The sequence below is a fragment of the Streptomyces sp. NP-1717 genome (genome assembly GCF_022695985.1).
GTDB lineage: Bacteria > Actinomycetota > Actinomycetes > Streptomycetales > Streptomycetaceae > Streptomyces.
In genome coordinates, this window is the sequence record NZ_JAAPBF010000373.1 from 1 (window position 1) to 3,910 (window position 3,910).

General features: G+C 73.5%; 4 protein-coding genes. All 4 read right to left on the minus strand.

The genetic code is table 11. The features are described 5' to 3' along the window. Positions 1 to 41: 41 nt before the first annotated feature. Positions 42 to 908, minus strand: a complete 867-nt coding sequence (locus GXP76_RS34435; protein ID WP_242575552.1) for an Fpg/Nei family DNA glycosylase — start codon at positions 906 to 908, stop codon at positions 42 to 44. Between the two features lie 48 nt (positions 909 to 956). After that, a complete protein-coding gene (locus tag GXP76_RS34440; RefSeq protein ID WP_242575553.1) occupies positions 957 to 1,835 on the minus strand; it encodes an amidohydrolase in 879 nt (292 codons plus the stop codon). Next, entirely contained in the window at positions 1,832 to 2,806 is a 975-nt protein-coding gene (locus GXP76_RS34445) for an aldo/keto reductase (RefSeq protein ID WP_242575554.1), read from the minus strand. Before GXP76_RS34445 ends, GXP76_RS34440 begins: the two co-directional genes overlap by 4 nt. Before the next feature lie 190 nt (positions 2,807 to 2,996). Continuing rightward, on the minus strand, positions 2,997 to 3,910 hold a 914-nt coding region (locus GXP76_RS34450), incomplete at its 5' end, for a WS/DGAT domain-containing protein (protein ID WP_242575555.1).

Genomic DNA, 3,910 nt, shown 5'->3' on the forward strand with positions numbered 1-3,910 from the left:
CGTCGCTGTACGCGTTGCCGATGCCCGCGATCAGCCGCTGGTTACTTGAGGAAGCGGGACGTCCGGCGGTCGGCGAGCGGCTTGCCGCCCGTCTGACAGGTCGGGCAGTACTGGAGCGACGAGTCCGCGAAGGCGACCGACCTGATGGTGTCGCCGCAGACGGGGCACGTCTCACCGGCCCGGCCGTGCACCCGCAGACCGCTCTTCTTCTCCGCCTTGAGCCGGCCCGCCGCGACACCGCGCGAGCGCTCGATCGCCGAGTTCAGCGTCGTGCGCATCGCGTCGTAAAGGACCGTGATCTCGTCCTCGGTCAGATTCTGCACCGGCTTGAAGGGGGACATCTTCGCCGCGTGCAGGATCTCGTCGCTGTACGCGTTGCCGATGCCCGCGATCAGCCGCTGGTCCCGCAGGGCGCCCTTGAGCTGGCGCCGTTCCCCCGCGAGCAGCGTGGCGAGGGCGTCCCGGTCGAAGGACTCGTCCAGCGGGTCGGGGCCGAGGCTCGCGACGGCGGGCACCTCGAAGGGGCAGCGCACGAGATGGACGGCGAGACGCTTGGTGGTGCCCGCCTCGGTCAGGTCGAAGCCGTCGCCCCCGGTCAGGACGGTCCGCAGCGCCAGTGGTCCCTTCCCCGGGCGCGGCGGGGCGGCCGGGAACTCGTCCTTCCAGCGCAGCCAGCCCGCGCGGGCCAGATGGATCACGAGATGGAGCCCGGAGTCGCCCGCCACGATGTCGAGCCACTTGCCGTGCCGCTCGATCCCGCTGACGGTGACGCCCTCCAGTGCGGTGAGCGGCGGGTCGTACGTCTTGAGGACGTTGATCGACAGGGGCACGACGCGGGCGACCTCCTTGCCGACCAGATGGCCGTCGAGGAATTCTCTCAGCGCTTCGACTTCGGGGACTTCCGGCATGCGTCCAGCGTGCCGCAGCCCCGGCGCGAACGCCCGGCGGGCGCCGGTTCACAGGCCGTAGACCGCCGTGGCCGTCCCGCCGAAGACCGCCCGCCGCTCGTTCTCGCTCAGATCGCCGGTCAGCGTCCGGGTGACGGCCACGACCTCGGCGTACGAGGCGGCGAGCCGGCACACCGGCCAGTCCGAGCCGAACATCAGCCGCGCCGAGCCGAACGCGTCGAGGGCCGTCTCGGTGTACGGACGCAGTGTGTCCGCCGTCCAGGAGTCCCACGCGGCCTCGGTGACGAGCCCGGAGACCTTGCAGACGGCGTTGGGCCTGGCGGCCAGTGCCCGGATGTGGCCGGCCCAGGGGTCGAGCCCGCCGGTGGCGACGGGCGGCTTGCCGAGGTGGTCGAGTACGAAGGTCAGCTGCGGCAGCAGGGCGGCGGCCGCGGTCGCGGCCGGGAGCTGGTGCGGCAGGACGACCAGGTCGTAGGCGAGCCCGGCGGCGGCCACGGCGGTGAGCCCGCGCCGTACGTCGGGACGCAGCAGCCACTCGGGGTCGGGTTCGCCCTGGACCTGGTGGCGGATGCCCACGAGCTTGTCGCCGCCGGGCATCTCGCGGAGCGCGGCGAGGGTGTCGGCGATGTCGGGGGCGGTGAGGTCGGTCCAGCCGACGACACCGGCGATCAGGTCGCTCGTGTCGGCCAGGGCGAGGAATTCGGGGGTCTCGTCGGCGACCGTGACGGTCTGGACGAGGACGGTGGCGCCGACTCCGGCGGCGCGGGCCTCGGGTGCGAGATCGGCGACGCCGAAGTTCCGCCGGATGGGTGCCATGGCGGGGCCGGTGATCCAGTCCTGGTCCCGTACGGACAGGTCCCACACATGGTGGTGGGCGTCCACGACGCACGCCGACGCGGTCGGCGGCCGGGGCGGGGCTTCGCTCATCGGGCGTCGCCCTCCAGCAGGCCCTCGGCGCGCAGGTCGTCCCAGAGCGCGTCGGGGACCGTACGGCGGTACATGTCCGCCGCGTCCACGACCTCCCCCGGGGACCGGGTGCCGACGAGGACACTCACGACGGCCGGGTGACGGAGCGGATAGGCGATGGCGGCGGCGCGCAGCGGGACGCCGTGCCGCTCGGCGACGGCCTTGATGAGCAGGGCGCGTTCCAGCAGCGCGGGCGGGGCGGCCGTGTAGTCGTACGTCGCGCCGGGGCGCGGGTCGGCGAGCAGCCCGGAGTTGAAGACGCCGCCCACGACGACGCTCCGGCCGCGGGCGGCGGCCTCGGGCAGGAGTTCGGTGAGGGCGGACTGGTCGAGGAGGGTGTGGCGGCCCGCGCACAGGACGACGTCGACGTCCGTGTCCCGCAGGAAGCGGGTGAGCAGGGCCGTCTGGTTCATTCCGGCGCCGATCGCGCCGACGACTCCCTCGGCCCGCAGCCTTTCCAGTGCGGGGTACGCCTGCCCGAAGGCGTCGGCGACGTGGTCGTCCGGGTCGTGCAGATAGACGGTGTCGATCCGGTCGGTGCCGAGCCGCTCCAGGCTCTCGTCGATGCTGCGCCGTACGCCGTCGGCGCTGAAGTCCCAGACGCGGCGGTGGGTGGCACGGACGGCGAAGCCGTTGTCGAGGTCGTCGCCGTCCGCGAACGGCAGGGGTTCGAGCAGCCGGCCGACCTTGGTCGACAGGGTGTAGTCGGCGCGGGGGCGGGAGCGCAGGGCTTCGCCGAGGCGGCGTTCGGCGAGGCCGAGGCCGTAGTGCGGTGCGGTGTCGAAGTAGCGGATGCCCGCGTCCCAGGCGGCGTCGACGGCCGCCGCGGCCCGCTCCGGTTCGACGGGGGTGTAGAGGTTGCCGATCCCGGCCGTTCCGAAGGAGAGCTCGGATACGCCGACCTCACCGCTTCCGAGCGTGTTCTGCCGCATTGCGCTGTGCCTCCCGAAGTTGACACCCAGAATATTCATCGGATGACTGGGTGTCGTCAACACCTTCGAGGCAGCGAAGTCCGCCGTGCCGGGGACTGTGTCCGGGCTGTGTCCGGGCCGTGTCCGTTCGGCCTGTACGGCGCTTGAGGACTCCACCGGGCGCGCACGCTCGCGTCGGGAATTGTCCGATCTATCCGCCCAGGTCGGCCCCGGCGGACACGGCGGGCACAGCGGACACGGCGGACACAGCGCGTTCGGCGGGGACGGTGTCCGCAGGGGCGCCGGCGGTCCCGGCGGGGCCGGCCGGGCCGCTGGGCACCGTCGCGCGGAGCAGTTCGTCCAGCTCCTCGTTCATGTTCTTCGCCAGCCCTCCGAGGTCGGGGACGGCCTTGCCGTCGGCGACCAGTCCGACATGGACCTGCCCGCCGTACGTCGTCAGCCCCACCGCCAGGGACTGACCGCGCGCCAGCGGCGCCATCGGATAGATCTCCCGCAGCGGGCAGCCGGCGAACGAGAGTGTCGCGCGCGGCAGCGGCACGCTCGTCACGAGCACGTCGAAGAGGATCCGGGCCGCGCTGCCCGCGATCGGCGCGCCGAGCCGGTGCGCCAGCGGATGCAGCTGCCCTGCGAGTACGGCGAGGGCACCGGCGCCCCGTGAGGGACCGTCCTTCTTGTTGCGGTCCATGTCCCGGCGCACCGCGGTCAGCCGGGACAGCGGGTCGGGCTCGGAGACCGGCAGGCCGAGCAGATACGCGGAGAGCATGTTGCCCGAGCCGGAGCCGCCACCGGAGCCCGCGCTCTGCCTGGCCCTGCTCGGCCGCCGCCCCGAGACCGGCACGAGGGCGCGCGGGTCGGAGCGCGGGTCGCGGTCCGGCAGTTCTTCGCCGCGCTCCAGCAGCCAGCGGCGCAGCGCGCCCGCCACGGTGGCGAGCAGAACGTCGTTGACCGTGCCGCCGTGGGCCCTGCGCACCTGGCGTACGTCCTCCAGCGCGAGCACGGAGGTGGCGAGTTGCCGGGTGCCGCTGGAGCCCGCCGTGAGGGCGGGCGTACCGCGCGGGTCGAACCGGCTGGCGCGGACGACGGAGGCGCCGATCCCGAGCGCCC

Coding starts and splice junctions, on each gene's coding strand:
- GXP76_RS34445 (WP_242575554.1), bottom strand. CDS start 2,806: ATGCGGCAGAACACGCTCGGAAGCGGTGAGGTCGGCGTATCCGAGCTC.
- GXP76_RS34440 (WP_242575553.1), bottom strand. CDS start 1,835: ATGAGCGAAGCCCCGCCCCGGCCGCCGACCGCGTCGGCGTGCGTCGTG.
- GXP76_RS34435 (WP_242575552.1), bottom strand. CDS start 908: ATGCCGGAAGTCCCCGAAGTCGAAGCGCTGAGAGAATTCCTCGACGGC.